Origin of the sequence: Rhodococcus sp. CX, from assembly GCF_015865005.1 — a bacterium.
Taxonomy (GTDB): Bacteria; Actinomycetota; Actinomycetes; order Mycobacteriales; family Mycobacteriaceae; genus Rhodococcus.
Genome location: NZ_JADZGH010000010.1, coordinates 1 through 2,926, shown reverse-complemented (window position 1 = coordinate 2,926; position 2,926 = coordinate 1). Strand labels below are relative to the sequence as shown.

The 2,926-nt window shown below is 66.7% G+C and carries 3 protein-coding genes; 2 read left to right on the top strand and 1 reads right to left on the bottom strand.

The features are described 5' to 3' along the window. Both I0Q12_RS00820 and I0Q12_RS00815 read left to right on the top strand, forming a co-directional pair. Nucleotides 1-1,601 (top strand): ABC transporter substrate-binding protein/permease (locus I0Q12_RS00820; RefSeq protein ID WP_197250149.1); only part of this gene is annotated, 1,601 nt, incomplete at its 5' end. Between the two features lie 8 nt (nucleotides 1,602-1,609). After that, the gene (locus I0Q12_RS00815; protein WP_197250148.1) at nucleotides 1,610-2,353 is read left to right on the top strand and encodes an amino acid ABC transporter ATP-binding protein; all 744 of its coding nucleotides are present in this window, start codon (nucleotides 1,610-1,612) and stop codon (nucleotides 2,351-2,353) included. Between the two features lie 22 nt (nucleotides 2,354-2,375). Here I0Q12_RS00815 and I0Q12_RS00810 read toward each other — a convergent pair whose 3' ends face one another. Then, nucleotides 2,376-2,873, bottom strand: coding sequence for a glycoside hydrolase family 19 protein (locus I0Q12_RS00810; protein ID WP_307845966.1), 498 nt, complete (start codon nucleotides 2,871-2,873; stop codon nucleotides 2,376-2,378). Between the last annotated feature and the right edge of the window lie 53 nt (nucleotides 2,874-2,926).

Below are 2,926 nucleotides of genomic sequence, written 5' to 3'. Positions count from 1 at the left end.
ACACCACCCCGGACGTGGTGCCGCTCGAGAGCATCGACACGTCGCGGCTGGGGCTCATCACCCCGGGTGTCCTGACGGTCGGCACGCTGTCCGACGCCCCGCCGAGCATCTGCGTGAACTCCGAGGGCGTGTTCACCGGCTACGACAACGAGGTTCTGAAGGCCATCGGGGAGAAGCTCGGACTCGAGGTGCAGTTCGTCGGCACCGAGTTCGCGGGGCTCCTCGCGCAGGTCGCTGGGCACCGCTTCGACGTCGGCTCGTCGTCGATCACCACGACGGACGAGCGCCGCAATCTCGTCGGGTTCACCAACGGCTACGACTTCGGCTACTTCTCACTCGTGGTGCCCAACGGAAGCCCGATCACCGGGTTCTCGGATCTGAACGCTTCCACCCGTATCGGCGTCGTCCAAGGGACCGTGCAGGACGACTACGTCGTCAACACCCTGAAGCTCGATCCGGTCAAGTTCCCGGACTACAACACCGCGTACGCGAATCTGAAGACCGGCCAGATCGACGCGTGGGTCGCGCCGTCGCAGCAGGCCGAAGGGGCCATCGCACCGGGTGACCCCACGTCCATCGTGGAGAACACGTTCAGTGTCAACAACTTCGTGGGCTGGGCGGTCGCGAAGGAGAACCAGCCGCTGATCGACGCGCTGAACTCCGGTCTGGACGCCGTGATCGCCGACGGCACGTGGGCCGAGCTGTACACCGAATGGGTGCCGCGTGAGCTGCCCGAGGGCTGGAAACCCGGAAGCAAGGCCGCACCCGAACCGGAACTGCCCGACTTCGCGGCGCTCGCCGCCCAGTCGGGCACCGAACCCGCGGGCACACCCGCCGCCGAACAGAAATCGACGCTGACACAGCTGCGCGAGACCTTCTTCGACTGGGGGCTGTATCAGAAGGCGTTCCCGGAACTGTTGAAGACCGGTCTACCGAACACCCTGATCCTGGCGCTGACCTCCGGGATCGCCGGCACGGTCCTGGGCATGCTGCTGGCGGTCGCCGGAATCTCCCGCACCCGGTGGCTGCGCTGGCCTGCCCGCGTCTACACCGACATCTTCCGGGGACTGCCCGCCGTCGTGATCATCCTGCTCGTCGGCCTCGGGGTGGGACCGGTCGTGCAGGGCCTCACCGGCAACAATCCGTACTGGCTCGGCGCGGCGGCGCTGGCGCTGCTGGCCGCCGCATACATCGGCGAGATCTTCCGCTCCGGCATCCAGTCGGTCGAGGCCGGGCAGATGGAAGCTGCGCGAGCACTGGGCTTCAGTTACCGGCGGTCGATGTCGCTGGTGGTCGTGCCGCAGGGCGTCCGCCGCGTGCTGCCCGCGCTCATGAATCAGTTCATCGCCCTCATCAAGGACTCGTCGCTGATCTACTTCCTCGGCCTGCTCGCGACGCAACGTGAGCTGTTCGCGGTCGGCCGCGACCTCAACGCCCAGACCGGCAACCTGTCACCGCTCGTCGCCGCCGGTCTGTTCTATCTGATTCTGACGGTGCCGCTGACGCACCTGGTGAACTACATCGACCATCGGCTGCGCGTCGGCCGGAAGGAAGTCACGCTCGACCCGCTCGAGCAGGACCTCGTCGTGGAGAGAGGCTGAGAACGACCATGACCGCTCCGACTCTCGAGGGTGTCTCGCTGACCGGCACGGGGCTGCACCTGGCGTTCGGATCCAACAAGGTGCTGCGCGGCGTCGACCTGCACGTCGACGCGGGGAAGACCGTCACCGTGATCGGGCCGTCCGGATCCGGCAAGTCGACGTTGCTGCGCGTGCTCAACCGCCTGTACGAACCCGACGCCGGCGACGTGCTGCTCGACGGGAAGTCGGTGCTGAAGGACAACCCCGACGCGCTGCGTCAGCGCATCGGCATGGTGTTCCAGCACTTCAATCTGTTCCCGCACAAGACGGTCATCGAGAACATCGCGCTGGCGCCCCGCAAGCTCAAGGGCATGTCGAAGGACGAGGCCCGGGCACTCGCCCTCGAGCAGCTCGAACTGGTGGGTCTCGCCCACAAGGCCGAGTCGCGGCCGGCGAATCTGTCCGGCGGGCAGCAGCAGCGCGTGGCGATCGCGCGGGCACTGGCGATGAAACCGCAAGTGATGTTCTTCGACGAAGCCACCTCCGCGCTCGACCCGGAACTCGTCAAGGGCGTGCTGGCGCTGATGGCGGATCTCGGTGCCGGCGGCATGACGATGGTCGTCGTCACCCACGAGATGGGTTTCGCGCGGTCGGTGTCGGACACCGTCGTGTTCATGGATCACGGCGCGGTCGTCGAGACCGGCACCCCGGACCAACTGTTCGACAGCCCTGAAACCGAACGGCTGCAACAGTTCCTGTCGCAGGTTCTCTGACGGATCGAGGCTGCCGGCGGGATTACGGCTGGATCAGTACATTCAGGCCCCGCTCGAAGTCGGCGACACGCCGCGAGAGAGCGTGGTGGCCACCGTTGACGATCTCCGACACCCGGACGATCCCGGCGGTGTCCGCGACCTGGTTGAGGTTGCGCGACGTCCAGTACCAGGCGGCCGTGGTGAAGGCATTCTCCGGCGCGGACAGCAGTTCGGGGTTCGCGACGAAGTCCACCCCGGTGGCCTGGCTCAACTTCTCGTAGTTGTGACGACCCGTGATCTGAATGGCGCCGCGACCCTTGTAGCGCACGCCGTCTCCCGGCTGGGTATTGCCGAGATCGCGGCGGCCCTCGTAGGCGCGCCCGGAGGCGTACTCCTCGAAGGTGCGGAAGGAATCGGACTCGACGGCGAGTTGGGCGATGAACGCCGCCTGCCGGACCGGTGTGTCGATGCCGTTGCGCACCATCGCGTCGTTGAGCGGGGCGATGTACTGCTCGATCTTCTCGGGCTGGACACCCGGCACGATGCGAGCCAGCTCATCGGGGGTGACGGCGGGCGGCGTTCATCGCCCAACTC